Annotated in this window: 29 protein-coding genes, 1 tRNA gene and 1 pseudogene; 11 read left to right on the top strand and 20 right to left on the bottom strand. The window is 57.3% G+C overall.

The features are described from left to right. The 5 genes and pseudogenes from N4Q37_RS22595 to N4Q37_RS22575 form a co-directional block, all read left to right on the top strand. A pseudogene (locus tag N4Q37_RS22595) lies at positions 1 to 205 on the top strand (hypothetical protein); the annotation flags it as partial. A 250-nt stretch (positions 206 to 455) separates the two neighbouring features. Next, positions 456 to 1628, top strand: a complete 1173-nt coding sequence (locus N4Q37_RS22590) for a quaternary amine ABC transporter ATP-binding protein (RefSeq protein WP_260961861.1) — start codon at positions 456 to 458, stop codon at positions 1626 to 1628. Positions 1629 to 1653: 25 nt separating this feature from the next. After that, entirely contained in the window at positions 1654 to 2607 is a 954-nt protein-coding gene (gene proW / locus N4Q37_RS22585) for a glycine betaine/L-proline ABC transporter permease ProW (RefSeq protein ID WP_260961860.1), read from the top strand. Positions 2608 to 2664: 57 nt separating this feature from the next. Continuing rightward, the gene (proX, locus tag N4Q37_RS22580) at positions 2665 to 3693 is read left to right on the top strand and encodes a glycine betaine/L-proline ABC transporter substrate-binding protein ProX (protein ID WP_260961859.1); all 1029 of its coding nucleotides are present in this window, start codon (positions 2665 to 2667) and stop codon (positions 3691 to 3693) included. A gap of 57 nt (positions 3694 to 3750) precedes the next feature. Continuing rightward, positions 3751 to 4803: a GlxA family transcriptional regulator gene (locus N4Q37_RS22575; RefSeq protein ID WP_260961858.1), complete on the top strand. Its 1053-nt coding sequence runs from the start codon at positions 3751 to 3753 to the stop codon at positions 4801 to 4803. Between the two features lie 346 nt (positions 4804 to 5149). Here the strand turns inward: N4Q37_RS22575 and N4Q37_RS22570 are convergent, their stop codons facing one another. The 10 genes from N4Q37_RS22570 to thrS form a co-directional block, all read right to left on the bottom strand. Continuing rightward, complete coding sequence (locus N4Q37_RS22570; protein ID WP_260961857.1) at positions 5150 to 5866, bottom strand: eCIS core domain-containing protein; 717 nt, start codon at positions 5864 to 5866, stop codon at positions 5150 to 5152. Positions 5867 to 6218: 352 nt separating this feature from the next. Next, positions 6219 to 6295: transfer RNA gene (locus N4Q37_RS22565), tRNA-Pro, on the bottom strand. Between the two features lie 89 nt (positions 6296 to 6384). Then, positions 6385 to 6741: a MerR family transcriptional regulator gene (locus N4Q37_RS22560; RefSeq protein ID WP_260961856.1), complete on the bottom strand. Its 357-nt coding sequence runs from the start codon at positions 6739 to 6741 to the stop codon at positions 6385 to 6387. After that, the gene (gene ihfA, locus N4Q37_RS22555) at positions 6722 to 7024 is read right to left on the bottom strand and encodes an integration host factor subunit alpha (RefSeq protein ID WP_002553164.1); all 303 of its coding nucleotides are present in this window, start codon (positions 7022 to 7024) and stop codon (positions 6722 to 6724) included. Before ihfA ends, N4Q37_RS22560 begins: the two co-directional genes overlap by 20 nt. 3 nt (positions 7025 to 7027) lie before the next feature. Then, the gene (gene pheT, locus N4Q37_RS22550) at positions 7028 to 9406 is read right to left on the bottom strand and encodes a phenylalanine--tRNA ligase subunit beta (protein WP_260961855.1); all 2379 of its coding nucleotides are present in this window, start codon (positions 9404 to 9406) and stop codon (positions 7028 to 7030) included. Between the two features lie 27 nt (positions 9407 to 9433). Further along, on the bottom strand, positions 9434 to 10450 hold the full coding sequence (gene pheS / locus N4Q37_RS22545; protein WP_260961854.1) for a phenylalanine--tRNA ligase subunit alpha: 1017 nt from the start codon (positions 10448 to 10450) through the stop codon (positions 9434 to 9436). 109 nt (positions 10451 to 10559) lie between these two features. Next, positions 10560 to 10916 (bottom strand): 50S ribosomal protein L20, encoded by a 357-nt coding sequence (rplT, locus tag N4Q37_RS22540; RefSeq protein WP_024779372.1) that lies wholly within the window; start codon positions 10914 to 10916, stop codon positions 10560 to 10562. Positions 10917 to 10946: 30 nt separating this feature from the next. Next, the gene (gene rpmI, locus N4Q37_RS22535) at positions 10947 to 11141 is read right to left on the bottom strand and encodes a 50S ribosomal protein L35 (protein ID WP_002553160.1); all 195 of its coding nucleotides are present in this window, start codon (positions 11139 to 11141) and stop codon (positions 10947 to 10949) included. 60 nt (positions 11142 to 11201) lie between these two features. Beyond that, positions 11202 to 11753, bottom strand: coding sequence for a translation initiation factor IF-3 (infC, locus tag N4Q37_RS22530; protein WP_172679675.1), 552 nt, complete (start codon positions 11751 to 11753; stop codon positions 11202 to 11204). Next, entirely contained in the window at positions 11753 to 13675 is a 1923-nt protein-coding gene (thrS, locus tag N4Q37_RS22525; RefSeq protein ID WP_260961853.1) for a threonine--tRNA ligase, read from the bottom strand. Before thrS ends, infC begins: the two co-directional genes overlap by 1 nt. A 373-nt stretch (positions 13676 to 14048) precedes the next feature. Here thrS and N4Q37_RS22520 point away from each other — a divergent pair, with 373 nt between their 5' ends. Together N4Q37_RS22520 and N4Q37_RS22515 are read left to right on the top strand one after the other, a co-directional pair. Continuing rightward, entirely contained in the window at positions 14049 to 14351 is a 303-nt protein-coding gene (locus N4Q37_RS22520) for a hypothetical protein (protein WP_260961852.1), read from the top strand. Positions 14352 to 14628: 277 nt separating this feature from the next. Further along, positions 14629 to 14841, top strand: coding sequence for a cold-shock protein (locus N4Q37_RS22515; RefSeq protein WP_017904083.1), 213 nt, complete (start codon positions 14629 to 14631; stop codon positions 14839 to 14841). Positions 14842 to 14908: 67 nt separating this feature from the next. Here N4Q37_RS22515 and N4Q37_RS22510 read toward each other — a convergent pair whose 3' ends face one another. Together N4Q37_RS22510 and N4Q37_RS22505 are read right to left on the bottom strand one after the other, a co-directional pair. Beyond that, the gene (locus N4Q37_RS22510) at positions 14909 to 15223 is read right to left on the bottom strand and encodes an I78 family peptidase inhibitor (protein ID WP_260961851.1); all 315 of its coding nucleotides are present in this window, start codon (positions 15221 to 15223) and stop codon (positions 14909 to 14911) included. Between the two features lie 152 nt (positions 15224 to 15375). Continuing rightward, a complete protein-coding gene (locus N4Q37_RS22505; RefSeq protein WP_260961849.1) occupies positions 15376 to 15681 on the bottom strand; it encodes a hypothetical protein in 306 nt (101 codons plus the stop codon). Between the two features lie 128 nt (positions 15682 to 15809). Here N4Q37_RS22505 and N4Q37_RS22500 point away from each other — a divergent pair, with 128 nt between their 5' ends. Next, the gene (locus N4Q37_RS22500; protein WP_260961848.1) at positions 15810 to 16007 is read left to right on the top strand and encodes a hypothetical protein; all 198 of its coding nucleotides are present in this window, start codon (positions 15810 to 15812) and stop codon (positions 16005 to 16007) included. Between the two features lie 48 nt (positions 16008 to 16055). On the opposite strand, the gene N4Q37_RS22495 is transcribed toward N4Q37_RS22500, so the two are convergent. From N4Q37_RS22495 to N4Q37_RS22465, 7 genes are all read right to left on the bottom strand, one after another. Then, positions 16056 to 17084, bottom strand: coding sequence for a nucleoside hydrolase (locus N4Q37_RS22495; protein ID WP_260961847.1), 1029 nt, complete (start codon positions 17082 to 17084; stop codon positions 16056 to 16058). Between the two features lie 83 nt (positions 17085 to 17167). Beyond that, positions 17168 to 17572, bottom strand: coding sequence for a D-ribose pyranase (gene rbsD / locus N4Q37_RS22490; protein WP_260961846.1), 405 nt, complete (start codon positions 17570 to 17572; stop codon positions 17168 to 17170). Continuing rightward, entirely contained in the window at positions 17569 to 18483 is a 915-nt protein-coding gene (gene rbsK, locus N4Q37_RS22485; RefSeq protein WP_260961845.1) for a ribokinase, read from the bottom strand. The genes rbsD and rbsK overlap by 4 nt, the downstream gene beginning before the upstream one ends. Before the next feature lie 23 nt (positions 18484 to 18506). Continuing rightward, a complete protein-coding gene (locus N4Q37_RS22480) occupies positions 18507 to 19526 on the bottom strand; it encodes a LacI family DNA-binding transcriptional regulator (RefSeq protein ID WP_260961844.1) in 1020 nt (339 codons plus the stop codon). Positions 19527 to 19529: 3 nt separating this feature from the next. Continuing rightward, entirely contained in the window at positions 19530 to 20507 is a 978-nt protein-coding gene (locus tag N4Q37_RS22475; RefSeq protein ID WP_260961843.1) for an ABC transporter permease, read from the bottom strand. Continuing rightward, on the bottom strand, positions 20504 to 22057 hold the full coding sequence (locus N4Q37_RS22470; protein WP_260961842.1) for a sugar ABC transporter ATP-binding protein: 1554 nt from the start codon (positions 22055 to 22057) through the stop codon (positions 20504 to 20506). Before N4Q37_RS22470 ends, N4Q37_RS22475 begins: the two co-directional genes overlap by 4 nt. Positions 22058 to 22112: 55 nt before the next feature. After that, positions 22113 to 23072: a sugar ABC transporter substrate-binding protein gene (locus N4Q37_RS22465; RefSeq protein ID WP_260961841.1), complete on the bottom strand. Its 960-nt coding sequence runs from the start codon at positions 23070 to 23072 to the stop codon at positions 22113 to 22115. 257 nt (positions 23073 to 23329) lie between these two features. On the opposite strand from N4Q37_RS22465, the gene N4Q37_RS22460 reads away from it, so the two are divergent. Continuing rightward, entirely contained in the window at positions 23330 to 23608 is a 279-nt protein-coding gene (locus N4Q37_RS22460; protein ID WP_260961839.1) for a DUF1654 domain-containing protein, read from the top strand. Between the two features lie 5 nt (positions 23609 to 23613). After that, positions 23614 to 24303 carry an endonuclease I family protein gene (locus N4Q37_RS22455; RefSeq protein ID WP_260961838.1) on the top strand — a complete coding sequence of 230 codons (690 nt, stop codon included), beginning with the start codon at positions 23614 to 23616 and terminating at the stop codon, positions 24301 to 24303. A gap of 196 nt (positions 24304 to 24499) precedes the next feature. Here the strand turns inward: N4Q37_RS22455 and N4Q37_RS22450 are convergent, their stop codons facing one another. Continuing rightward, positions 24500 to 24862, bottom strand: coding sequence for an SPOR domain-containing protein (locus tag N4Q37_RS22450; RefSeq protein WP_260961837.1), 363 nt, complete (start codon positions 24860 to 24862; stop codon positions 24500 to 24502). A gap of 247 nt (positions 24863 to 25109) precedes the next feature. On the opposite strand from N4Q37_RS22450, the gene csrA reads away from it, so the two are divergent. Next, positions 25110 to 25304: a carbon storage regulator CsrA gene (csrA, locus tag N4Q37_RS22445; RefSeq protein WP_003179932.1), complete on the top strand. Its 195-nt coding sequence runs from the start codon at positions 25110 to 25112 to the stop codon at positions 25302 to 25304. Positions 25305 to 25338: the final 34 nt, after the last annotated feature.

Below are 25338 nucleotides of genomic sequence, written 5' to 3'. Positions count from 1 at the left end.
CCTGATCAAGAGCAACAGCACCTCGAACAAGCTGCATAGTTTGATGGCTGACGCGACAACTACCTTGAAAAACGCCGTTACCTCCCCTGCCTATGTCCCAGGGCCCTACTCGTCCATCATTGAAAATGGTGTTTGCCAATTCGTCGATTGGTATTGCGACTTGATGACCAAACGGCTCATCGAAGCATCTTCGCGCATCATTTGATGCGTTTCTTTTGGGGGGATGCCCCCCATTTTTTAATTAACCAACTCTCGATCGACACCCCATAAAAGCGAAACCTAAGAAAATGCATGCGCTGCATGCAAGAAAGACACTTTTCTCAAGGCGTTTTTTACGCGCCGAAAAGACTTACGTTCATATTGGAACAGACTGCCAATTCGGTTGAATAATTGCGAAGCGAAAGACACGCAATATTTAACTATTGGTTATAAGCATAAAAAGAGGTCGCAGTCGTATGAGCCATGCCGATGAAATTCTCTCGGTTAGAAATATTTTCAAAGTCTTTGGCCCTAATCCGGACATGGCTATGGATATGTTGCGTGGAGGAGCTGATAAAGATGAAATTTTTCGCAAAACTGGCCATGTCGTAGGGGTCTTCGATGCGAATTTCTCCGTAAAGCGTGGAGAAATCTTCGTGATCATGGGACTGTCCGGCTCGGGCAAATCGACCATGGTCAGGCTTTTCAACAGGCTGATCGAACCCACATCAGGAAGCATTCACCTCAAAGGCCGGGAAATCACAGGCCTGTCGGATAAAGAGTTGCTCGACGTCAGGCGCAAGGAGATGGGGATGGTCTTCCAATCCTTCGCACTGATGCCTCACATGAGCGTGCTGGAAAATACTGCTTTCGGGCTCGAGATTGCCGGCATCAGTGAGGCTGAGCGGCATAGTCGAGCACGTGAAGCGTTGGCCCAGGTCGGCCTGGCGGGTCATGAGCATAGCTACCCACATCAACTGTCTGGCGGTATGCAACAGCGGGTAGGCCTGGCACGGGCGCTGGCCAACGACCCAACAATCCTTTTGATGGATGAAGCGTTTTCCGCGCTTGACCCGCTGATTCGGAGTGAGATGCAGGAAGAACTGATTCGCCTGCAAACCGAACAACAGCGCACCATCATATTCATCTCCCATGACATCGAAGAAGCCATGCGCATCGGCCATCGAATAGCGATCATGCAGGGAGGTCGCGTTGTACAGATTGGTACTCCACAAGAGTTGATCAACCGGCCAGCCAATGATTACGTTCGAACCTTCTTCAAAGCTTTCGACAGTTCTCGAGTGCTAAAAGCGGGCGATGTGGCCATGCTGGATCCCGACAGCGTATCCAAAATGAATGGCAAAGCGCCTGAACTCAATAAGGACATTCCCTACAACTACCTTATCGATGAGCACGGACTGCTGCTCGACGTAATAAAGACGCGCGATTTTGTAGCGGACTCTTCTGATTCTCTCGGGAAGCACTACCACACCAGAGAGAAGCAACCGGTCTATATCGATACACCTCTACATGAAATGCTAGGTATTGCGGCCGCCCTGCCCTATCCGGTTCCTGTTCTAGATCGAACGGGAGCTCTCAAAGGGACTATATCCCAAAGTTTGCTATTGCAGACCTTGAGCCGCGTTTAAATCCCTATAGAAGAGATATGTTGCAATGTCAGAATTCAACCTCCTTGACCCGTTTCAAGTTGCGACCATTCCCTTGGGAGACTGGGTTACGACAGCCCTTAACTTCATGGTGCAGCACTTTCGGGAAATGTTTCGCGCCATCCGCTGGCCAATCGACCAGGTACTCAATGGCATCGAGTTCACGCTACAAAGCATTCCACCCTCAATTGGCATCATCTTGTCCTCATTGCTGGGCTGGCAGCTCGCGGGCAAACGGATGGCACTGCTTTGCTTTATCACGTTGACCTTACTCGGAGTTATCGGAGTATGGTCGGAATCGATGACCACGCTGGCCCTGGTGCTGACCTCCGTATTCTTCTGCGCGGTGATCGGCATTCCTTTGGGCATCGTGTGTGCCCGCAGCGACGGCATAGAACGCTTCGTCAGGCCCGTCCTGGATGCCATGCAGACGCTCCCGGCCTTTGTGTATCTGGTACCCGTGGTGATGCTGTTCGGCATAGGTAACGTGCCAGGTGTCCTGGTCACGATTGTCTTTGCGCTGCCACCGCTGGTACGCCTTACCAACCTGGGTATCCGCCAGGTACCAGAAGACAAAATCGAAGCCGCTCGTGCCTTTGGCTGCACACCACGGCAAATGCTGACCCGCGTACAACTACCGCTGGCCGCATCAACCATCATGGCCGGCCTCAATCAGACATTGATGCTTTCCCTTTCGATGGTTGTTATCGCTTCGATGATCTCGGTCGGCGGTCTAGGCCAAATGGTACTGCGCGGCATAGGCCGTCTCGATATGGGTCTGGCGACCGTGGGAGGTGTCGGATTGGTGCTACTCGCCATCTTCCTCGATCGCCTGACCCAGGCCATGGGAGAGCGGACAAATGCCGACCCAAGCCGCAAGTGGTATCAAAGCGGCCCGGTGGGAGGGCTGCTTCGTCTTGTAGGTGTCAACGGACGCACAGAAAACCGTAAAACAACATAAAGCCACAACTTTCACTCCGTCGAAAACCAATAGAACAACAATAGAAGGTACGTGATGATGTTGAAGAGTAAGTTCAAAGAAAACATTATTCAATTGGCAGGCGTATTATTATTGAGTGCTACGTCGTTTTGTGCTGTTGCATCCGCTGACAAACCTGGCGAAGGTGTCAAGGTGACGCCCATCTTCCCGCCAATCGCGGAGGAGCGATTCCGTGGTGAAATCGCAATGGAAGGTCTCCGTGAACTTGGTTATAAAGTTCAGGAACCCAAAGAAACTGAATATGCCGTAATGATGGTAGCGCTTGCCAACGGCGATGCCGACTTTACCGTGCACCTCTGGAATACTCTCCATGACCCTTTTTATCAAAAGAGCGGCGGCGACCATGACTTAGTAAAAGCTGGTACGGTGATGAACAATGTCCTCCAGGGATATCTCATCGACAAAAAAACAGCTGACAAATACAACATAAAATATTTGACCGACCTGAAGAAACCTGAGATTGCAAAGCTGTTCGACATCAATGGGGACGGCAAAGCTGATCTCACTGGCTGCAACCCCGGCTGGGGTTGCGAACTCACCACTGAATTTCATCTTAAGGAATATGACCTTAACAAGACCGTGAATAACAACCGTGGTTCCTATTTCGCACTCATGGCGGACACCATCGCACGGTATAAAAACGGTCAGCCTATTCTGTACTACACTTGGATTCCACAATGGATTTCTGGTGTATTGGTCATCGATAAAGATGTCGTATGGCTGGAAGTACCCTATACCGCTCTTCCCGACGGCAAGAACAATGTCGACACTCTCTACAACGGTAAGAATCTCGGCTTTGCCAAAGACGAAATAAAATCAGTATTGAATAAAAATTTCGCAGAAGAAAACCCCGCCGCATTGAAGTTCTTGTCGCAATTCAACATCAAACCAGAAGATGAAAGCGCTCAGAATCTAAAAATGCAACAGGGTGAAAATAAACCCGCCGATGTTACTCGCCATGCAAAAGAGTGGATTGCAGCCCACCGCCAGGAGTTCGACAAGTGGCTTCAGGCTTCGCGAGAAGCTGCAAGCAGCGCCGCAAAATAATCTCATATCCAGCCGGGTCGGTTACACGACCCGGTAGCTTAAGGAGGTAGGCGAGCAATGAAAAAATCATTTAAAAGCGTGCTATTGAATCAAAATCTCGCTTACCTTGCTCCAGTTCATAAACTTGAAGCGAATGCTGCAAAGAGAACTGTGGGTATTATCCTCACTGATCGCTTTTCCATGTCGTGCCTGTCCGCGGTCACGAGTACCATGACAGCAGTAAACAATGTCTGCTCCGCTGAAGTTTTTGAAGTAGCGTTGATCGGAAATGATCTTTCAGCCCTCAGTGACATCGGAGTTCGCGTCCCTATACAGCTTAGACTAGCCGATCTGGACGTATGCAACATTGACATTTTGCTAGTCTGCGGTAACAACGAACTCACTATGACGACTGAAGGTATATTGAAATTCAAGCTGCGCCAAGCGGCTGGGCTTCGTCGAATGGTAGGAGGCTTGGCAAGCGGATGCTATGCACTGTTGAAGTCTGGTCTGCTCAAGCATCAACAATGTGCGTTGAATGATGATACTCATGATATATGGACCAGGGAGTTTGAAGACGTCGAGTTTCGCCATTGCCCCCATGTTATCAGTGAAACCAGGATAACCAGCGTTTCCCCCTTCGCTGCGCTCGACATGATGATAGGCTTTATCAATATGCATTGCGGGCACAAAGTGGCAGAATCTATAAGGCAAAATCTGCCGCAAAGCTCACAGATATCAGATTACGATGGGAAAAACATGCCCCGTTTTACTACACCAACTGCCTCAAAAGCGTTGAACGACGTGGTTATGGCAATGAATACCAACATAGAAATACCCATAGATATCGGTGCACTATCCAATCAGGCGGGAATATCACGACGTCAGTTGGAACGGCTGTTCAATAAATACTTGCATGCTTCGCCAACTCGATTTTATTTAGAACTCCGCCTGACCCACGCACGCCAACTGCTGATGCATACAGATAAATCACTCAGCGAAATCTCCATCGCCAGCGGCTTTTTGGCATATTCTCATTTCTACAGCCGCTTCAGAGAAGCGTTCGGGTATTCTCCAAGTCATTTTCGTGGTCGCATCGTGGCAATCACGGAAACTTCGTGCCTGGTATGACAGCAGAGAGTATCCGCGAACTTTCCAGATGTCGGCCAATTCAACCGAATGATACGAGTGCACTACCGAATGTCGTGGAGCAACGGTGGCACCGATATGAGTACAAGCGACTGCCATGATGTCACCACCCCACGTGTCATCACAGGCTGTTTGGGCCGCTGAGGCGGCCCAAACGGCATTACGGAAATCTATGTAGCTGACTTGGGTAATTCACGCTTCAGTCTGCTGCTTTCGCAGGCAACGCACGCAACTCTCAGTTTTCGACGTCTTCAGTGCGTTTTCACACAGCCTGGGTCATTTCAAGTCACTCACCCATGATTACCCGATTAGGCCTGGCCCTTTGAATTCAAGGCGTTCGATGAGGTTTTGGCTGCGCCTCGCTGACTCTTAGCTCTCTGGCTACCTGAGTTTGAATCGCGTAAGCAGGCGCCTCGACGGCTGTGTAGTCTCGGGTATAGCGGCTGGCAAACTCGCGAACGCCCCATTGCAGGTACTGCTGCACGTGCTTGAGCTCATGCGCCCACAACGCGACATTGTTAAGTGCATCATCGGGACTCCGAAAAACGATGATGTCCATGAGGGTGACAGCAGTTACATCGGGATTCTGCAGCATTGTGTTCGCGGCGTTTAGCTCCCCGTCATCGCCTACCTTATAGCGGGCTGAATCGAGCACCTGAATGTCGTAGAAGGGTTCGAGTTGGGCTCGGATATTCAGCGGGATTGTCCGAACACCGCCGGTTGCTGCAGTGTTGCGCGAACTCTCAATCCACCCCTGTAATCCGGAGGCCGCCATTTGGTTCATGTTTTTGAAAATCGTCCCAATTTCCCCTTCGGAATCTGGAGCACAAAAACAAGCGACCATGCAGACTTGGGACTGTCCTGCGGCGCAGGCGAAAACAGCGGACGAAGTGCCAATGGAAAAGAGCAGTATCGCCAAGCGGAAAACATGACGCAAAAAGACAGCTGACAATTGGCTCTCCCAAAAGCAATGGTGGTCCGCAGGTGATACTTTGAGCACCTTGTGCCCGTTGGCCGGCAGGTGTTGGACCGCTGCGACCACCATTCGACTCCCTGGGTCCCACAGCTTTTTCAGGCCATTTCCAACATTGCCTGAAGGGCTGCTCTTGGCCTATTCGGTTGAAAAAGTCGGCCGCGGTTTCTACTACGACAGGAAAGTACGCGCTTGAGATCCAAGTCTTTTCTTTCCCCAGGTGACTCACCTAGCCCCTCAACCGATTAGGTTAAGGTTCCTGAGCGGCTCTCAACAGCTCATACGGTTGTGCCAAACAGCACACGCCAAAATTTAGAAAAATTCTCGGTGGGGCAAAAAGCGGGGCAAAAATCAGCACCGCGGAAAAACGGTAACCCATAAAAAAATCCAGTCACCGCTAAGTGACTGGATCTCTTGAAAAATATGGTCGGGACGGAGTGATTCGAACACTCGACCCCTAGCACCCCATGCTAGTGCGCTACCGGACTGCGCTACGCCCCGACTAGGCGTGAATCTTGTTCCGCTTCTCAACGGAACGCTGAGGAATATAACGCAAGCTTTTGAAAACTGGAAGTATTTAAAAGCAGAAATTATTTCCTGAGCACCAACAGCACATCTTCAAGCTCGGCGATCATCTGGCGGATCATTTGCTTGTACTGGGTTGTATCGTCCTTGGCCTCATCACCGGAGAGGCGCAGGCGCGCTCCGCCGATGGTGAACCCCTGATCGTACAGCAGCGCGCGGATCTGCCGGATCATCAACACGTCTTGTCGTTGATAGTACCGGCGGTTTCCGCGGCGCTTGACCGGGTTGAGTTGAGGAAACTCCTGCTCCCAGTAGCGCAGCACGTGTGGTTTTACCGCACACAGCTCGCTGACTTCACCAATGGTGAAGTAGCGTTTGCCCGGGATGACGGGTAGTTCGTCGTTATGACTTGGTTCCAGCATAAGCCTCAACTCGAGCCTTCAACTTCTGCCCTGGACGAAAGGTGACCACACGGCGAGCCGTGATCGGGATTTCTTCACCCGTTTTCGGGTTGCGGCCAGGCCGCTGGCGTTTGTCCCGAAGGTCGAAATTGCCGAAACCGGACAATTTGACCTGCTCGTTGTCTTCGAGAGCGTGCCTGATTTCTTCGAAAAACAGTTCGACCAATTCTTTGGCCTCCCGTTTGTTCAGGCCCAGCTCCTCATACAGACGTTCCGCCATCTCAGCTTTCGTCAGAGCCCCCATACGTCACTTCCTTAACGTGGCGTTCAACCTGGTTTCGAGCGAGGTGAGGATGTTTTGCGTTGCGGTATTCACCTCATCGTCATTAAGAGTGCGCGATGGATGCTGCCAGGTCAAGCCGACTGCAAGGCTTTTTCTATGCGGATCAATGCCTTTACCCTGATACACGTCAAATAGCCTGAGGTCCGTCAGCCATTCACCTGCATTTTCACGGATTACGTCCAGCACGGCGCTGGAAGCAACGTCGCGGTCGGCCAGCAGCGCAAGGTCACGACGCACTTCAGGAAAGCGCGACAACTCCTGGAATTTTGGCATTTTTCCTTGGGCCACTTCGCCCAGGACCAGCTCGAAAACGAAGACTGGACGATCGAGGCCCAGGGTTTTCGCCAGTTCAGGGTGAATCGCACCGACATAACCGACTTCGCGCCCTTCCCGTTCGATACGCGCGGTCTGCCCTGGGTGCAGCGCCGGATGCTTACCCGACACGAAGGTGAATGCTCCAAGCGCGCCGGCAAAACCCAGCACCGCTTCCACATCGGCCTTGACGTCGAAGAAGTCCACGCCGTCGCGACCTTGCGCCCAGCCTTCCGGCAGGCGGCTGCCGCAGACGACACCGGCCAGCATTGGCTCCTGCTTCAGACCATCCAACTGACCGACAAAGCGCAGGCCGCTTTCGAACAGGCGCACGCGGTCCTGCTGACGGTTCAGGTTGTGCTGGAGCACCTTGACCAGGCCCGGCCACAAGGACGAGCGCATGGCGGCCATGTCGTTAGAAATCGGGTTAGCCAGCAACAACGGCTCGACACCTGGGTTGAACAGTTCGAACTGCCGCGGATCGATGAAGCTGTAGGTGATCGCCTCCTGATAGCCGCGGGCGACCAACAGGCGACGCAGTTCCGGCAGATCACTGCGCGCTTCAGCCTTGGCCTGCGGCGCCAGGCGTGCTTGCGGGTAGCGAACCGGCAGGCGGTTGTAGCCATACAGTCGGGCCAGCTCTTCGATCAGGTCGACTTCCAGGCTGATATCGAAGCGATGGCTTGGCACTTCGACGCGCCGTTGCCCCGCCCCATCAGCACGGATATTCAGGCCCAGGGCGCTCAGCAGACGCTCGACTTCGGCCGGGTCCATTTCCATGCCCAGCATCTGGGTGATGCGCTGGGTACGCAGGGTGATCGGGGCAACCTTGGGCAGGTGCTGTTCGCTGGCAGTCTCGATGATCGGACCGGCTTCGCCACCGGTGATGTCCAGCAGCAGGCCAGTGGCGCGCTCCATGGCTTCACGGGCCAGTTGCCAGTCCACGCCACGCTCGTAACGGTGCGAGGCATCGGTGTGCAGGCCATAGGAGCGGGCCTTGCCGGCTACCGCGATCTGGTCGAAGAACGCGCTTTCCAGGAATACATCGCGAGTCGTGGCAGAAACACCACTGTGCTCGCCACCCATCACGCCGGCAATCGCCAAGGCTCGGGAATGGTCGGCAATCACCAGCGTATCGCTGCGCAGGGTCACTTCCTGGCCGTCAAGCAAGACCAGCTTCTCGCCTTCCTCGGCCATGCGTACGCGAATGCCACCATTGATTTCGGCAAGGTCGAACGCGTGCAGCGGCTGACCCAACTCCAGCATCACGTAGTTGGTGATGTCGACGGCAGCGTCGATGCTGCGCACGTCGGCGCGACGCAGGCGCTCGACCATCCACAGCGGGGTCGGTTTCGACAGGTCGACGTTACGGATCACGCGACCCAGGTAACGCGGGCAAGCGGCTGGCGCCAGGACCTCAACCGAACGCACTTCGTCGTGCACGGCCGCAACGGACGCGACCGCAGGGCGTGTCACCGGGACGTCGTACAGGGCGCCGACTTCACGAGCCAGGCCAGCCAGGGACAAGCAGTCTCCCCGGTTCGGGGTCAGGTCGACCTCAATGCTTGCATCGTCCAGGCCCAGGTATGCACGGATGTCCTGGCCCACCGGGGCATCAGCCGGCAGCTCCATCAGGCCATCATTGCCTTCACCAATCTGCAGCTCAGCCTGGGAGCACAACATGCCATTGGACTCGACGCCGCGCAGCTTGGCCTTCTTGATCTTGAAGTCGCCCGGCAGTTCGGCACCGATCATGGCAAACGGAATTTTCAGGCCCGGACGCACGTTTGGCGCGCCGCACACCACCTGAAAAGTCTCTGCGCCGTTGCTGACCTGGCAAACCCGCAGCTTGTCAGCGTCCGGGTGCTGCTCGGTGCTCAGCACCTCGCCCACCACCACACCGCTGAACTCGCCGGCAGCCGGCGTCACGCTATCGACCTCGAGGCCAGCCATCGACAGGCGAGCAACCAGCTCGTCCTGACTTACCTGCGGGCTTACCCAGCCGCGCAGCCATTGTTCACTGAATTTCATCCTGTTCTCCTAATAAGTTCGTGACGGCTAGCGAAATTGCGCAAGGAACCGCAAGTCGTTGTCGAAGAACAGGCGCAAGTCATTCACACCGTAACGCAGCATGGCAAGGCGCTCGACGCCCATGCCGAAGGCAAAGCCCGAGAATTCTTCCGGATCGATCCCGGACATGCGCAGCACGTTCGGATGAACCATGCCGCAACCCATGACTTCCAGCCAGCCGGTCTGCTTGCAGACACGGCAGCCTTTACCGCTGCACATCACGCATTCCATATCGACTTCAGCGGAAGGTTCGGTGAACGGGAAGTACGAAGGGCGGAAACGCACGGCCAGCTCTTTCTCGAAGAACACCCGCAGGAATTCTTCGATCGTGCCTTTGAGGTCGGCGAAATTGATGTCGCGATCGACCAGCAGGCCTTCGACCTGGTGGAACATCGGCGAGTGGGTGATATCCGAGTCGCTACGGTACACACGGCCTGGGCAGACGATGCGGATCGGCGGTCGTTTCGACTCCATGGTGCGGACCTGTACCGGCGAGGTATGGGTACGCAACAGCATGTTGGCATTGAAATAGAAGGTGTCATGCATCGACCGGGCCGGGTGATGGCCTGGGATGTTGAGTGCTTCGAAGTTGTGATAGTCGTCTTCGACCTCGGGGCCTTCGGCGATGCCGTAGCCGATGCGGGTGAAGAACTGCTCGATGCGTTCCAGGGTCCGGGTTACCGGATGCAGGCCGCCGGAAGTCTGGCCACGGCCAGGCAGGGTCACGTCAATGGACTCGGCAGCGAGCTTGGCAGCCAGGTCCGCCTCCTCGAACGACGCCTTGCGCGCATTAAGGACCTCTGTGACACGTTCCTTGGCAACGTTGATCAGCGCGCCGACTTGCGGACGCTCTTCTGCCGGCAGGTTCCCCAGGGTCTTCATCACCTGGGTCAACTCGCCTTTCTTGCCGAGGTAGTGAACCCGGATTTGCTCCAGGGCATTGATATCTTCAGCGCTTTGCACAGCCTCTAGTGCTTGAGAGACCAGCGCATCCAGGTTTTCCATGTACAGACTCCAGATACGAAATAGGGGAAGAGCTTTAAGGCTCTTCCCCTATTCATGACGTTTAACACCTGGGCCCACAGAGGTGGACCCCGGTGACTGCCGGGGGTACTTAAGCCAAGGTGGCTTTAGCTTTCTCGACAATCGCAGCAAACGCCGCTTTTTCGTTCACTGCCAGATCAGCCAGAACCTTACGGTCGATCTCGATGGACGCCTTTTTCAGGCCAGCGATCAAACGGCTGTAGGACAGACCGTTGGTACGAGCACCAGCGTTGATACGAGCGATCCACAGAGCGCGGAACTGACGTTTTTTCTGACGACGGTCACGGTAGGCGTATTGGCCTGCCTTGATTACGGCTTGCTTGGCAACACGGAATACGCGGGAACGCGCACCGTAGTAGCCTTTAGCAAGTTTCATAATTTTCTTGTGACGCTTACGGGCAATGACGCCACGCTTTACACGAGCCATGAGTTACTTCCTCTATTCTTGATCCAAAAATTAACGAAGGCGCAGCATGCGCTCGACTTTTGCCACGTCAGACGGATGCAGCAAGCTGCTACCGCGCAGTTGACGCTTACGCTTGGTCGACATTTTGGTCAGGATGTGGCTCTTGAAAGCGTGCTTGTGCTTGATGCCGTTAGCAGTTTTCAGAAACCGCTTGGCAGCACCACTTTTGGTTTTCATCTTTGGCATGTTCGGATACTCCGCATTCAGTTGATAAACATAATCAGAAGGCCTGCCGTGCCCTGTTGATTACTTCTTCTTTTTCGGGGCGATGACCATGATCAGCTGGCGTCCTTCCATCTTAGGATGCTGTTCGACCGAACCGTACTCGAGCAGGTCTTGTTCAACCCGCTTGAGGAGTTCCATCCCCAGCTCCTGGTGGGCCATCTCACGGCCGCGGAATCGCAAGGATACCTTGGCCCTGTCCCCGTCACTCAGGAAACGTACCAGGTTGCGCAGTTTTACCTGGTAATCCCCTTCCTCCGTCCCTGGACGAAACTTGATTTCTTTTACCTGAATCTGCTTCTGGTTTTTCTTCGCCGCGGCAATCTGCTTCTTCTTCTCGAAGATCGACTTGCCGTAGTCCATCACACGGCAAACCGGTGGGACTGCGTCTGCGGAGATTTCTACCAGATCAAGCTTGGCTTCTTCAGCAATTCGAAGCGCTTCATCAATCGAGACGATGCCAATCTGCTCGCCGTCAGCGCCAATTAACCGAACCTCGCGTGCCGAGATATTCTCGTTGATCGGGGCTTTCGGTGCAGCTCGTTTATCTTGTCTCATATCACGCTTAATAATAATTACTCCGAATCTGGGCGACCACGCCGGGAAACCGCTTGCGCGAGAAACTCGGCGAATTGGGCGACAGGCATCGAGCCCAGGTCAGCACCTTCACGAGTACGCACAGCGACAGTCTGCATCTCGACTTCCCGATCTCCAATAACCAGAAGATAGGGAACCTTGAGCAAGGTATGCTCGCGGATTTTAAAGCCGATCTTTTCATTTCTCAAGTCAGACTTGGCACGAAATCCGCTTTGGTTGAGAGTTTTTTCGACCTCAGCGGCAAAATCTGCCTGTTTATCAGTGATATTCATGATCACTGCCTGGGTCGGCGCCAGCCACGCAGGGAACGCGCCCTCGTAGTGCTCGATCAGAATCCCGACGAAACGCTCGAAGGAACCGAGGATCGCACGGTGCAGCATGACCGGGTGCTTGCGGCTGTTGTCTTCGGACACATATTCGGCGCCCAGACGGATCGGCAGGTTGAAATCGAGCTGCAAGGTACCACATTGCCAGACACGACCTAAGCAATCTTTCAACGAGAATTCGATCTTCGGACCGTAGAAGGCACCCTCGCCCGGCTGCAGGTCGTAGGCAAGGCCCGCGCTGTCGAGGGCAGCGGCCAATGCAGCTTCGGCGCGATCCCACAGTTCGTCGGAACCGACGCGTTTTTCCGGACGAGTGGACAGCTTCATCTCGACTTCGGTGAAGCCGAAATCGCGGTAGACGTCCATGGTCAGCTTGATAAAGGCAGCGGATTCGGCCTGCATCTGCTCTTCGGTGCAGAAAATGTGCGCGTCGTCCTGAGTGAACGCACGCACGCGCATGATGCCGTGCAACGCACCCGACGGCTCGTTACGGTGGCAGGCACCGAACTCGGCCAGGCGCATCGGCAGCTCGCGGTAGCTCTTCAGGCCTTGGTTGAACACCTGCACGTGGCAAGGGCAGTTCATTGGCTTGATGGCGTAGTCGCGGTTTTCCGACTGAGTGGTGAACATGTTGTCGGCGTAGTTGGCCCAGTGCCCGGATTTTTCCCACAGGCTACGGTCGACCACTTGCGGCGTCTTGATCTCGAGATAGCCGTTTTCACGCTGGACCTGGCGCATGTACTGCTCGAGCACCTGGTACATCGTCCAGCCGTTCGGGTGCCAGAACACCATGCCCGGGGATTCTTCCTGGGTATGGAACAGGCCCAGGCGCTTGCCGATCTTGCGATGATCGCGCTTCTCGGCTTCTTCGATGCGCTGGATATAGGCCGCCAATTGCTTCTTGTCGGCCCAGGCGGTGCCGTAGACGCGCTGCAACTGCTCGTTCTTGGCGTCGCCACGCCAGTAGGCGCCCGACAGCTTGGTCAGCTTGAAGGACTTCAGGAAACGGGTGTTCGGCACGTGCGGACCGCGGCACATATCGACGTATTCTTCGTGGTAGTACAGGCCCATGGCCTGCTCGTCCGGCATGTCTTCCACCAGACGCAACTTGTAGTCCTCGCCACGGGCCTTGAACACTTCGATGACTTCGGCGCGCGGGGTGACTTTCTTGATGACGTCGTAATCTTTCTCGATCAGCTGCTGCATGCGCTGCTCGATGGCTGCCATGTCGTCCGGGGTGAAAGGACGCTCGAAGGCGATGTCGTAGTAGAAACCTTCATCGATGACCGGCCCGATGACCATCTTCGCGCTCGGGTACAACTGCTTGACCGCATGGCCGACCAGGTGCGCGCAAGAGTGGCGAATGATCTCCAGCCCCTCTTCGTCCTTGGGCGTGATGATTTGCAGCGTGGCGTCGCTGTCGATGACGTCGCAAGCGTCCACCAGTTTGCCGTTGACCTTGCCGGCCAGGGTGGCCTTGGCCAGGCCTGCGCCGATGGATGCGGCGACTTCGGCTACGGAAACCGGATGGTCGAAGGAACGTTGACTGCCGTCGGGAAGAGTAATAGTTGGCATGGCGCCTCCTCTCCTAGTGGTGACCCCTACCAAAGGTCACGTGGGTTGGGATGAGCCAGTACAAGATCCAGTCCAGGCCATTCAACGACGAACGCCTGCCTTACAGCGGCAGGAGCCTTGCGGCCAACCGGGAAACCGAACCAGAGTGACTGGTATTCAAATCAGGGTTAATCGAACATTTACCGCCGCCGGGACCTGTTGTCGTCCGGAGCCTGAAAATACCCGAGCCCGGCATGCTAGCACAGATGAACGGTCTGTCGCCGCGTCAGGATCGACGCCGGCGTAAATCCATGGTTTTTATGCCAGAGTGCTGAACTGAAGCGAGCGCAACGCCTCAGATAACAAGACATCGACCCAAAAGGAGCATCTTCGCATGCGTCTGAACACATTGTTTGCAGCAGTCGCCCCCCTTGTCCTACTGCTGCCACTGACCGCCCATGCCGATTGGCCGAAGGGTGAACGCGAAAAGTACATGGCCCAATGCACGGAGGCGGCGGCGCCCCAGATCGGCGCGGCGGCGGCCAAGTCCCATTGCGGCTGCGGCGCCGACGCGATCAAGTCCTATCCAGCTGCGGATATCCAGGCCTTGATGGACAACAAGGCCAGCCCGGAGCTGCAGCAAAAGGCGCTGGGGCAGATTGCGAAATGCAAGGCCAGTACACCTGCAAAAAAATGAACCATCCGCCTCGCGGACGCTGAAAAAAGGCCGATAAAGGCTTTCTACCCAGTTTTTTTGCAGGTTTCACAGCTTTTTTTATTGCCCTGATTTTCTGCCGAAAGCCCTTTAAACCGGGCCTTTCGGCGGATTCAGGCAATAAGGAAAACGCGACTGATTGGCAAACAGCGCGTCCGGGGGGCTCCCAAATCGAACATTTCGACTATGATACCCCGGTGTGCCCAGTTGGCCTGAGCAGCACAGTACACTGAAAATATATGTTTCTTGGAGATACACCATGTCTAATCGCCAAACCGGCACCGTTAAATGGTTCAACGATGAAAAAGGCTTCGGCTTCATCACTCCTCAAGGTGGCGGTGACGACCTGTTCGTACACTTCAAAGCTATCGAAGCTGACGGTTTCAAGAGCCTGAAAGAAGGCCAAACCGTATCCTTCGTGGCTGAGAAAGGCCAAAAGGGTATGCAAGCTGCACAAGTTCGCCCAGAGTAATTTCCCGGCGCACTGAAAAACCCCGTCCATGTGACGGGGTTTTTCATGGGCCAGTGAAAACCGCCGATCAGCCGCAATTCACCCGGTTGACCACCAGGTTGGCATCGGTATTGAGGTTCAGACGATCCGAGCGGTACTCAAGCGTGATCATGTCGTTGGGCTTGAGGATCCGGGCGATCTGCGCGCCAGCCCGGGCGCGGGCCTGCTCGAGCAATTGCGGCGACGCCTGCTTGCCGATCGCAAACTCGGCAGCCTTTGCTTCACAGCGGCTGTGGCCGGTCTCGGCCGTTGCTGGACCAGGGGTCGACTCAGGCTGACTGCTGCACCCGCTCAACAGCGCGACGGCCAGCACAGTACCCAATGACGCGAGCTTCCAAGGCATGGAGCCTCCTTTCTTGATGAATAAACAGAGAGCGTGCGACAGCGAGAATGACGCCAGGTTTCACCGCGGGCCGGCCTCGCTCGCAAAAGCGGCAGTTTGCCTGACTCCACCCCCCGGTTCTGAGTTGAATCGTGACTGAATATGAATCAGGCTCAGTAAACGTCGATGTAATCGAAAGGAGGGTTCGGCCAGTTGTCTTTCAGGGCGTTGTAGATCTGCATGACCCAGACCTCGTCACTGGCAGCGACCCGCCCGACGTATCCGGATCCCTTTGCCCACGTTTCCAGTCGAAACAGCAAGCCACCGATGTCGGTGCCGCCGACCACGCCTGAAGACAGGTAAGCAATCCCCTCCTTGGTCACTCGCAACTGGGTATGCTCGTCATCACTGGCCGAGGCCAGCAACTGGCGGACCGCTTCCAGGGTCAGGCCGCCAGGCGCATTCAAATCGATCTGCACAGCAGGCTCCTTGGAAAAGTCAAAGAACGAGTGTCGCACAGCCTTGGTGTGATCCCTAAGTCGCAGTGCCAAAGCCCCGGTAAAAATGCTTAACTCAAGCTACACACCTCCACCTCGCGAGCCCTACCATGAGCACCGTCAGCATCGAAGCCACCATCAATGCCAAATGGGCGCAGGGCCATAGCTCCTACAGCCCAGGCAGCCCGGAGGAGCTGGCGATCATAGGGATCGAGCTGCTGGTAAAGGAACTGGGAATAGAAGTCGCTCGTAACTTTGTCCAACAGGCCTTCGAGCGCTATACGAGCCTCAACGACACCGTGGAATAAGCCAACGCGCCCGCAGACATCGCCTTGCGGGCGCGCCACCAGGAAAGATTACTTAAGGCGTGCCAATCGCTCGGTCAGCAAGTCAAAGAAGCCCTGGGCGTCACCATTTTCCACCCAGAATGCATTCTTGGGGGCCTTCAGGCCATCGTACCAATCCACGATGGTCTGCCCGAACGTCGGCCCCTCGCGACTGTCCACCACCACGTTGACCGAACGTCCGGTAAACAACTGCGGCTTGAGCAGGTAGGCAATCACCGTCGCATCGTGCACCGGCCCGCCCGTCATACCGTAGTGCTCCATGTCGCCCTTGACGTACTCATTGAGGATATCGCCGACGATCTTGCTGGCATTGTTGTCCACCGCGGCGATCTGCTTCAGGCGTGCCTCGCTGGTGAGGATCTTGTGGGTGACGTCCAGCGGCAGATACGTCAGCTTGACCCCGCTTTTGGCAACGATCTCGGCCGCCTGCGGGTCGGCGAACAGATTGAACTCAGCCACCGGGGTGATGTTGCCTCCGTTGAAATGCGCCCCGCCCATGATCACCACCTCCTTGATGCCCTCGACAATCCCGGGCTCCTGGACCAGCGCCAACGCCAGGTTGGTCTGCGGGCCAAGCATGGCAATGGTGATGCTGTGGGGCTTGGCAGCCTTGAGGGTGTCGACCAGGTAATTGACCGCATTGCCCTTGGCCAACCCCTTCTTCGGCTCGTGCACGGTAACACCCGACAGACCTTCCTTGCCGTGGATGTTTTCCGCATAGATGGGGGTGCGCATCAACGGTTTCGGCGCACCGGCGTAGACCGGCACGTCTTCGCGTCCCGCCCATTCCCGGGCCAGGCGCGCGTTACGGGAGGTCTTGTCCAGCCGCACATTGCCCGCGACGGTGGTCAGCGCCCGGATGTTCAGCTCTTGCGGTGACGCCAGGGCGAACAACAGCGCCACCACGTCATCGGCGCCCGGATCGGTGTCGATGATCAGGTCGATTTTTTCCGCCGCCTGGGCGCTCGTAGCGGTGATCAGTGACACAAGCAGCAGACTCCGGAACAGTTGGTGCATTTTCTGAGCATAGCGGTGCATGGCGCACTCCTTGTGCAAGGTTTTAGGCTTTGCACGAAAAGTGCCTGATCGCCACTCGGCGACTTTTCGTACAAACCTCAGGGTTAGAACGTGACTCCAGCGATCAGCACGATGTTGCAATACGGCGAACATTCTCCCGTGCGAATAATCGCCCGGGCCTCACGTGTAAGGATCTTGAACGCTTCATGACTGAGCCGCTCCCGCGTGCCCAGTGCCCCGTCGGCATGCAGCGCCTCCAGCGTCACCAGGGCCGACGGTCGCTTGTCGAAGATTTCCTCGGCCAACACATGGCGCTCCACCTGCATTTCGCTGAGCACCACTTTCAAGGTACTGACGAAGTCAGGAATGCCGGGGGTCAGGGCCAGGTCGATCAGTTCGATTCCTGGCGGCACTGGCAAGCCGGCATCGCCGATAACCACTTTGTCGCCGTGCCCCAAAGAAGCAATCAGGCGCGACAGGGCCACGTTCAACAACGGAGTCTTTTTCATGATGTGAACGCCTGCACTTCCTGCAAGGTGGGAATTGAAGGTTGCGCCCCGGCCCGGGTGACCGACAGCGCAGCCGCGACCTGGCCAAAACGAATCGCCTCGACCTCATTCTTGCCAGCGGCCAGGGCCGCCGCGAACCCGCCGACAAAGGTATCCCCCGCCGCAGTGGTGTCCAGCGCCTTGACCTGCGGCGCCGGGAAATGCTCGCAGCTTGCGCCATTGGCAAACATCAGCCCCTGGGCGCCCAAGGTCACGATCACCTTGCCGACGCCGGCACTCATCAGTTGGGTCGCAGCGGCCGCGGCGGTTTGCAGAGAGTCCACCGCCACCCCGCTCAGGACCGCCGCTTCGCTTTCGTTGGGGACCAGGTAATCAATCCAGGCATACCACTCGGCCGGCAATGCGTGGGACGCCGGTGCAGGGTTGAGGATGACGATTTTGCCCAGTTCGCGAGCGCGCTTGAGGGCATGACCGACGGTGATGTCCGGCACTTCAAGCTGGCAAATGATGACATCGGCGCCTTGCAGCACCGCATCGGCATTGTCCAGGACATCCGGGCTGAGGGCGCCGTTCGCACCGGCCACGATCACGATCGCATTCTGACTGTTGTCATCGACCACGATCAGCGCCACGCCACTGGAGCCGTCCACGACACCGACCGCCTGGCAATCGATGCCCTCGGCCAGCAACCCTTCACGCAATTGTTGACCGTAGGCATCACTGCCCACGCATCCGACCATGGACACCTGTGCCCCCAGGCGCGCGGCGGCCACGGCCTGGTTGGCCCCCTTGCCACCCGGGATCGTGGAGAACGATTGGCCGATCAGCGTTTCCCCCCCGCGAGGCAGACGCGGCGCCCGGGTCACCAGGTCCATGTTCAGGCTGCCGATTACCACTACTTTTGCTGGCATACGTCATTACTCATCAATTCGGTTCAGCGGTATTGGGCGAATGAGCCGGGCAGCGGCGCAGTCGACTCTCGCAAGACGATACTGGGTTTCACGATCCGCTGATCGGTGGCAATCCCTGGCGCTGCGATACGCCGCAGCAGCACCTCCGCCGCCATTTCCCCCAGTTGCAGGATCGACTGCCCTACCGTGGTTAACGCCGGGTAGACATAACGGCTCAGCTGAATGTCGTCGAAGCCGATGACCGACAACTCACTGGGTACTCGCACGTTGCGCTCGGCGGCGGCACGCAGCACACCGATGCCGATCATGTCGTTGGCGGCGAAAATCGCGCTGGGTGGTTGCCGCTCAAGCAACCGGGCCGCAGCACGGTAACCGCCCGTACTGGTGAAATCACTTTCAAGCATGCGCTCGGCAGGCCGCTCGATGCCCGCCTCATCCAGCGCACGGCAGTAACCGGCCTGGCGCATCTGTGCCACGCTGGTGTCGGCCGGGCCGCCGATGAACGCGATGTCGTGGTGACCCAGATCCAGCAAATGCCGGGTCGCCAGGTACGCGCCCAACTCATGGTCGATGCGCACCAGGTCGGCATCCAGGCCGTCGAGCCCCCGGTCAACGATGACCATGGGGGTGCGCACGCCGGCCAGGCCCTCGACCAGACCGACATCGCCACCTGCGGAGGCGACGATGAGGCCGTCGATGCGTTTTTCCAGCAGCACCCGCAGATAGCTGCGCTGCTTGCTCGGGTTGTCATCGGAGTTGCACAGGATCACGCAATAGCCGTTGCGCTCGCAGTAGTCCTCGATGCCCCGGGCCAACTCGGCAAAATAGGGGTTAAGGCTGTTGGGCACCAGCAAGCCGATGGTCGCCGTGCTCTTGGCCTTGAGCGAGCGGGCGACGGCGCTGGGCACGTAGTCCAGGCGCTCGATGGCTGCCTCGACCTTGCGCCGCACCTCATCACTGACCGGCCGCGTCTTGTTCAGCACGTGGGACACGGTGGTGTAGGAAATCCCTGCGAGCGCTGCTACATCCTTGATCGTCGCCATGGTTCAAGCCCGCCGACTGGCGCGTTGACTGCGATAGGTGTCGAGCACGACCGCCACCACGATCACCGCACCGGTGATGATGCGCTTGGTCGGCTCCGTGGCGCCGATCTGCGCCAACCCCGCCGCCAGCACCGAGATAATCAGCACACCGAAGAAGGTACTGATGACCGAACCACGCCCCCCCATCAGGCTGGTGCCGCCGATGACCACCGCCGCGATCACCTGCAATTCCAGTCCGGAACCGGCATTCGGATCCGCCGCCTCCAGGCGCGAAATCTGGAACAGCGCCGCCACACCTGCCAGCAACCCCATCAGGCTGAACACCAGGATTTTGTAGGGTTTTGGATTGATACCTGCCAGGCGCACGGCTTCTTCGTTGGTGCCGATGCCGATCAGGTAGCGGCCGAACACCGTGCGGGTCAGCACCGCCTGGGCAATGAAGATCACCAGCAAGGCAATGATGAACGACGGCGAAATGCCGAAGGCAATGGGGTTGGACAGCCAGGCGAAGGAATCGCCGATGTAGGCGGTCCGGGAGCCGGTCATCTGGTACGCCAGGCCACGGGCCATTTCCAGCACGCCAAGAGAAACGATGAACGATGGAATTCGCCACGCGACGGTGATCGAACCGGTGACCGTCCCCGCCAGCGCCGCGACAGCCATGCCCAGCAACGCCGATGGCCAGACGCTCCAGCCCCAGCCGAGCACCGCCACGCTGACCGTCGACGCGGCCAGTGCCAGCACCGACCCCACCGACAGGTCGATGCCGCCGATGATCAGGATGAACGTCATGCCGACCGCCAGCACCATGAGGTCGGGAATCTGGTTGGCCAACGTGCTGAACGTGTCATAGGACAGGAAATGGCTGCTCAGCACCGAGAACAGCGCGACCATGGCCAGCAAGGCGCCGGCCAGCCCCAGGTAAGTGCCGAGCCCATAAAAGTTTCCACTGGCTTTACCCACGGCAGATGCGGTTTTCATGAAAGATCCCTAGGCGCTGCTTCGTTGAGCAACGCATCACGTTTCTGGTAGCCGGCGAATGCGGCAGCAAGCAAATCATCCTGGGTCCAGCTGTCGCGCTCGAACGTGTCGACCAGACGCCCGGCAGACAACACGCCGATCCGGTCGCAGATCAGCATCAGTTCCCGCAGGTCGCTGGAGACCACCACCAGCGCCTTGCCTTGGCGGGTCAACTCGCCGAGCAAGGCATAAATGTCGAATTTGGCGCCGACGTCAATGCCACGGGTCGGCTCGTCGAACAACAGCACCGCGCAATCGCGTTCGAGCCAGCGGCCGATCACGACCTTCTGCTGATTACCGCCCGACAGCTCGGACACCAACTGGCTCGGGCTGGAACTGCGGATGCGCATGGCATCGATCTGCCGCCGGGCCAGCGACAATTCTTCGCCGCCCTTGACGAAACCGGCACTGGAGATCTCCGGCATGTTACCCAAGGCAATGTTCGCGGCAATGGACTGAGTCAGCAGCAGGCCTTCGCCCTTGCGGTCCTCGGTGATCAAGGCAATGCCCTGGGCGACCGCATCGGCCGGTGAGCGGATGTCGGCGACGCGGGCCTCCGGGCCCAACGCCACAGTGCCGCTATCGGCCGTGTCGGCGCCAAAGATCAAGCGCAGCAGTTCGGTACGCCCTGCCCCGATCAGGCCCGAGATGCCAAAGATCTCGCCACTGCGCACTTGGAAGGATACGTCGCGAACCTTGTCGGCGCGCGTCAGGCCCTTGACCGTCAGCGCCGGGGCGCCGATCTGGCGCGGGCCAAGATCGATGTGTTCGCCCAGTTCGCGACCGACCATGAGCGTCACCAACTGCTCGCTGTTGTAGTTGACCATCGGCTCGACGCAGACCAGGTTGCCGTCACGCAACACCGCAATGCGCTGGGCCACCCGCGCCAGTTCTTCGAGACGATGGGAAATGTAGATGATCGACACGCCCCGGGCTTGCAGGCGAGTGATCTGCTCGAAAAGCATCTCGACTTCGCGCGCCGTCAGCATCGCGGTCGGCTCGTCGAGAATCAGCACGCGGCAGTCGCCGATCAGGTTACGGGCAATCTCGACCATCTGTTGGTGACCGATGCCCAGCTCTCCCACCAGGGTATCCGGATCGATCGCATCGAGCCCCACCTGGGCCATGGCCACGATGGCCGCCTTGCGCAATTGCTTGCGACTGATCCAGCCGCCATAGCTGGGCAGATTGTCGAGGAACAGGTTTTCGGCCACGGACAGGGTCGGCAGAAGGTTGAGTTCCTGCATGACCATGCGCACGCCCAGCTCTTCGGCCTGTGTGCGGCTGCCAGGACGGTAATCCTGCCCTTGGAATTGCATCTGCCCGGTCGTCGGCGTCACCAACCCACCGATGATCTTGGACAGGGTACTTTTGCCGGCGCCATTTTCCCCGGTCAGTGCCAGCACTTCACCGCGCATCAACGTCAGGTTGATATCGGTCAGTACCGGTTGGGCATAGGTCTTGCCGATACCGCTGACGCACAGGACAGCGTTCGGGTCGCGAACGGACATAACAAACTCTCCAATGTGCTCGCCCACACGGGCGAGCACCGTTGTGTCGCCAGGATTACTGCTTGGTCACCAGCTCGACCGGAGTTTCGATAACGCCGTTGGTACCGCTGTCGACTTTTTCGCCCTTGAGGATCTTCAAGGCCGTCTCGATGCCGAAGACCGCCTGCTTGGCGGCGAACTGGTCGGCCGTCGCCAGGACACGTCCATCCTTGAGCATGGGCTTGATGGCGTTGATGTTGTCGTAACCGACTACTTGCACCTTGCCCGCCTTGCCAGCGGCACGGACGGCCGACACGGCGCCGACCGCCATGCTGTCGTTGCCGGCCAGCAGCGCCTTGATGTTCGGGTATTCACTGAGCATCGACGCGGCCACCTGGTTACCCTTGTTGATTTCCCAGTCGCCGGATTGCAGGGAAACGACCTTGATCTGCGCCGCTTCCATGGCGTCCTTGAAGCCTGCGGTCCGCGCCTGGGCATTGGTCGTGGTAGACACGCCTTCGATGATGCCGACCTCGTCACCGGCCTTGAGCTGCTTGGCCAGGTACTCGCCCACCAGCCGCGCGCCCTTGCGGTTGTCAGGGCCTACGAACGGTACGTTGATGTTCTTGCTCTTGACCACCGCCGGGTCAAGCTGGTTGTCGATATTGATGACGGTGATACCGGCGTCGATGGCTTTCTTGATCACCGGGACCATGGCCTTGGAGTCGGCGGGCGCGATGACCAGGGCATCGACCTTGGACACGATCATCTGCTCGACGATGCGGATCTGGTTGGCGGTGTCGGTCTCATCCTTGATCCCGTTGGAGATCAGCTCGAAATCGGTGGAGTGTTCTTTCTGGTAGGCCTTGGCGCCATCTTCCATGGTCAGGAAGAACTCGTTGGCCAGGGATTTCATGACCAGGGCGACCTTGGGTTTTTCCGCAGTCTGGGCAAATGCCGAGGAGAAAGGTAGCGCAGCGGAGGCGGCTGCGAGCATGGCAACAGCGAGAACGCGTCCAGCGAATGGCAACTTCATGGGTTCACTCCGATTTTATGATTATTGTGAGCAAAAGCGTCGCGCGGAGGCTGCGCAAACGTTTGCGTAACTATGGTAAGCCTTCGGAATTTTGTCAACGTTGCGTTTTTTGTTCTGTGACCTGGGCATTCCGCCCCTTCGCCAGTAGTTGTCCGATAAAAAAAGATCCTTTTTCCTACACCAAAATGAAAAAAGTACTGTCAGACGATTTTCTTGAAATTTAAGCAGTTGCGTAAACGCCTACGGTTAAATACTGTATGTGCGTACAGCTTAATAAGGATAATCCTGTGGCACCTCCCTCCGCAGCAACCACCCCTTTGGATTCCTATACGCGACTCGGCCTGCGAGTCTCGAAAATCATAAATGCTCCAACCGCACAAAAAGCCAAGGCTGCCCTGATCTTCCGCCTTCCTGACGAACCGGTGGATGAGTGGGAGCGCTTGCTGGAAGAAATCGACGAGAACGACAACGTGACCCTCGCCTATCGCGACGATGGTGGCGTGCAGGTTTTCTGGGTTGTACCGAAGGAAGATTGAGCCCGATGAATGTCCGCTGTTTTGCTTTACTGCTTGTGTTCGTCGCAATGGGCGCACAGGCCGGTGCCCCGCGCACCTTCAACGAAGCCAAGAAAGTCGCCTGGAAACTCTATGCCCCGCAATCCACCGAGTTCTATTGCGGCTGCAAATACACCGGCAATCGCGTGGACCTGGCGGCCTGCGGTTATGTGCCACGCAAGAATGCCAGCCGCGCGGCCCGGATCGAGTGGGAACACATTGTCCCGGCGTGGCAGATCGGCCACCAGCGCCAATGCTGGCAACAAGGGGGTCGCAAGAATTGCACACGTTATGACCCGGTCTATCAACGGGCCGAAGCCGACCTGCACAACCTGGTGCCGAGCATCGGAGAAGTGAACGGCGATCGCAGCAACTTCAGCTATGGTTGGCTGCCGGTCCAGAAAGGCCAGTATGGCTCATGTCTGACCCAGGTGGATTTCAAGGCCAAGAAAGTCATGCCTCGGCCTTCCATCCGCGGAATGATCGCCCGGACCTACTTCTACATGAGCAAGCAATATGGCCTGAGCCTCTCCAAGCAGGACCGGCGCCTGTACGAAGCCTGGGACAAGACCTATCCGGTCGAGAGCTGGGAACGCCAGCGCAACCAGAGCGTAGCGTGTGTCATGGGGCGCGGGAACGACTTCGTGGGCCCGGTGGATTTGAAGGCCTGCGGTTGACCCGGCCTTTGTGAACGCCACCGATCAACTGATGAGCAAATCCTGTGGGAGCAAGGCTTGCCCGCGATGAGCGATAACGCGGTTCAACGCTTGGACCGCGGTGAAGCAATCGCGAGCAAGCTTTGCTCCCACAGCAGGCGCCCTGGCCACAACACCTCGAACTGCCAACTTCCAAGGTTTTGTTCGTTCTGGCTGATCATCGGGTCGTCGGGTAATCCACCACCAACGTCTCGATGTTGCGTTTTTTGGCCCGGACCAATGCAGCGGTGATGTTCTCCTGGCCGGCTTCAGCTTCGGCCTTGGTGCTGAAAGGACCGACCAGCACCCGCTCCTTGCCATTTTCCCGCACCACACTCGACATGAAACTGTGCTCGATGAGCCATCCGGTCAGGTCGCTGACAGCCTGCGGAGTCTCGCCGCGAACCTCGACGGCCCACTGCGGCGCAGCGGCGGCGGCCGGTGTGGAGACGGCAGCGGGTTTCTTCGGTGCTTCGACGTCACGCCCCTCACCGCATCCTGCCAGCATCAATACCGCGATCATCCAAGCCAATTTGCGCACAACGTTTCCTCTGGAAGACATGAGGCAGCGATTTTAGCACCCGAGCCCATCAAGATCGCCGCAAACAGTGCGCAAAACACGAGAATCCTGCCCGGCGTCGCTGTATAGTCGCACCCTGGGAATCAAGGCTGCATCTGCGCGTCAGAAAGAGGCACCCACATTGTGACACTTAGCACTAATCTATAAGCAGTACCGACATCTGCATCGTCTGAATCAGGTGCCCTATAAAGCAATCAAGGAGAACACCATGCTGATACTCACCCGCAAAGTCGGTGAAAGCATAAACATTGGTGACGACATCACCATCACCATTCTGGGCGTTAGCGGCCAACAAGTGCGGATCGGCATCAATGCCCCGAAAAACGTTGCGGTCCATCGCGAAGAGATCTATCAGCGCATCCAGGCAGGCCTCACCGCCCCCGACAAACCACAGACTCCCTGAGCCCTGCTGCAGTCCGTAGCCAGCCCGTTTGCAT

Origin of the sequence: Pseudomonas citri (assembly GCF_025336485.1) — a bacterium.
In the GTDB taxonomy this organism is placed as follows: domain Bacteria; phylum Pseudomonadota; class Gammaproteobacteria; order Pseudomonadales; family Pseudomonadaceae; genus Aquipseudomonas; species Aquipseudomonas citri.
This window is presented reverse-complemented; position numbering and strand designations above follow the sequence as displayed.

Bases quoted from the DNA above. Each gene is read 5' to 3' on its own strand.
- N4Q37_RS22570 (WP_260961857.1), bottom strand. From the start codon at position 5,866: ATGGTGGTCGCAGCGGTCCAACACCTGCCGGCCAACGGGCACAAGGTG.
- N4Q37_RS22475 (WP_260961843.1), bottom strand. From the start codon at position 20,507: ATGAAAACCGCATCTGCCGTGGGTAAAGCCAGTGGAAACTTTTATGGG.
- pheT (WP_260961855.1), bottom strand. From the start codon at position 9,406: ATGAAATTCAGTGAACAATGGCTGCGCGGCTGGGTAAGCCCGCAGGTA.
- proW (WP_260961860.1), top strand. From the start codon at position 1,654: ATGTCAGAATTCAACCTCCTTGACCCGTTTCAAGTTGCGACCATTCCC.
- N4Q37_RS22575 (WP_260961858.1), top strand. From the start codon at position 3,751: ATGAAAAAATCATTTAAAAGCGTGCTATTGAATCAAAATCTCGCTTAC.
- thrS (WP_260961853.1), bottom strand. From the start codon at position 13,675: ATGCCAACTATTACTCTTCCCGACGGCAGTCAACGTTCCTTCGACCAT.
- N4Q37_RS22495 (WP_260961847.1), bottom strand. From the start codon at position 17,084: ATGCACCGCTATGCTCAGAAAATGCACCAACTGTTCCGGAGTCTGCTG.
- N4Q37_RS22465 (WP_260961841.1), bottom strand. From the start codon at position 23,072: ATGAAGTTGCCATTCGCTGGACGCGTTCTCGCTGTTGCCATGCTCGCA.
- N4Q37_RS22480 (WP_260961844.1), bottom strand. From the start codon at position 19,526: ATGGCGACGATCAAGGATGTAGCAGCGCTCGCAGGGATTTCCTACACC.
- N4Q37_RS22590 (WP_260961861.1), top strand. From the start codon at position 456: ATGAGCCATGCCGATGAAATTCTCTCGGTTAGAAATATTTTCAAAGTC.
- N4Q37_RS22470 (WP_260961842.1), bottom strand. From the start codon at position 22,057: ATGTCCGTTCGCGACCCGAACGCTGTCCTGTGCGTCAGCGGTATCGGC.
- N4Q37_RS22515 (WP_017904083.1), top strand. From the start codon at position 14,629: ATGTCTAATCGCCAAACCGGCACCGTTAAATGGTTCAACGATGAAAAA.
- rbsD (WP_260961846.1), bottom strand. From the start codon at position 17,572: ATGAAAAAGACTCCGTTGTTGAACGTGGCCCTGTCGCGCCTGATTGCT.
- rpmI (WP_002553160.1), bottom strand. From the start codon at position 11,141: ATGCCAAAGATGAAAACCAAAAGTGGTGCTGCCAAGCGGTTTCTGAAA.
- pheS (WP_260961854.1), bottom strand. From the start codon at position 10,450: ATGGAAAACCTGGATGCGCTGGTCTCTCAAGCACTAGAGGCTGTGCAA.
- rplT (WP_024779372.1), bottom strand. From the start codon at position 10,916: ATGGCTCGTGTAAAGCGTGGCGTCATTGCCCGTAAGCGTCACAAGAAA.
- csrA (WP_003179932.1), top strand. From the start codon at position 25,110: ATGCTGATACTCACCCGCAAAGTCGGTGAAAGCATAAACATTGGTGAC.
- rbsK (WP_260961845.1), bottom strand. From the start codon at position 18,483: ATGCCAGCAAAAGTAGTGGTAATCGGCAGCCTGAACATGGACCTGGTG.
- N4Q37_RS22560 (WP_260961856.1), bottom strand. From the start codon at position 6,741: ATGCTGGAACCAAGTCATAACGACGAACTACCCGTCATCCCGGGCAAA.
- N4Q37_RS22520 (WP_260961852.1), top strand. From the start codon at position 14,049: ATGCGTCTGAACACATTGTTTGCAGCAGTCGCCCCCCTTGTCCTACTG.
- N4Q37_RS22455 (WP_260961838.1), top strand. From the start codon at position 23,614: ATGAATGTCCGCTGTTTTGCTTTACTGCTTGTGTTCGTCGCAATGGGC.
- N4Q37_RS22510 (WP_260961851.1), bottom strand. From the start codon at position 15,223: ATGCCTTGGAAGCTCGCGTCATTGGGTACTGTGCTGGCCGTCGCGCTG.
- ihfA (WP_002553164.1), bottom strand. From the start codon at position 7,024: ATGGGGGCTCTGACGAAAGCTGAGATGGCGGAACGTCTGTATGAGGAG.
- proX (WP_260961859.1), top strand. From the start codon at position 2,665: ATGTTGAAGAGTAAGTTCAAAGAAAACATTATTCAATTGGCAGGCGTA.
- N4Q37_RS22500 (WP_260961848.1), top strand. From the start codon at position 15,810: ATGAGCACCGTCAGCATCGAAGCCACCATCAATGCCAAATGGGCGCAG.
- N4Q37_RS22460 (WP_260961839.1), top strand. From the start codon at position 23,330: ATGTGCGTACAGCTTAATAAGGATAATCCTGTGGCACCTCCCTCCGCA.